This is a genomic window from Rhodococcus sp. B10, from assembly GCF_011770055.1.
Lineage (GTDB): Bacteria > Actinomycetota > Actinomycetes > Mycobacteriales > Mycobacteriaceae > Rhodococcoides > Rhodococcoides kyotonensis_B.
The window spans coordinates 1-440 of record NZ_JAAFYV010000100.1 but is presented as its reverse complement, the minus strand read 5'-3'; the positions used below and the strand labels follow the sequence as shown (position 1 = coordinate 440).

1 protein-coding gene is annotated in these 440 nt (G+C 69.3%); it reads right to left on the bottom strand.

The window, feature by feature from the left end; translation table 11 throughout:
- A partial coding sequence (locus tag RhoFasB10_RS25835; RefSeq protein ID WP_167679347.1) for an LLM class flavin-dependent oxidoreductase occupies positions 1-329 on the bottom strand: 329 nt, incomplete at its 3' end.
- Positions 330-440 lie beyond the last annotated feature (111 nt).

Genomic DNA, 440 nt, shown 5'->3' with positions numbered 1-440 from the left:
CGGATCGGCAGCACCACCGCGCCGGTACCCAGCAGGATGTGCTCGGTGATGCCGGCCAGATAGCCGAGGTAACTGAACACCTCGAACACCTGTGCGGCATCGCCGAAGGCCGGGTCGTACACCGGCACGTCGCGTACCCACAGCGCACGGAAGCCAAGGCGGTCGGCCAACCGTGCCAGCTCCGCATGGCGCTGCAGGTCCGGTTCGCCGGGCAGGCGTCGCGCGGCGTGTCGTGCCTGTTCGCCCAGCGGCGTCCAGTCATTGTCCAGCGGTGCTTCGATGCCGATGCTGAAACCACCGGCCTGCAGCCGCGTCAACGCACTGCCCATGGCGAGGCTCCTCAGTCCCAGGCCGGGGCCAGGCCCGGCGGATCGACTTCGCGGCCGTTGCGTTCAAGCGCGGCGATCGCGGCCATGTCATCGGCATCCAGGTGCAGGTCC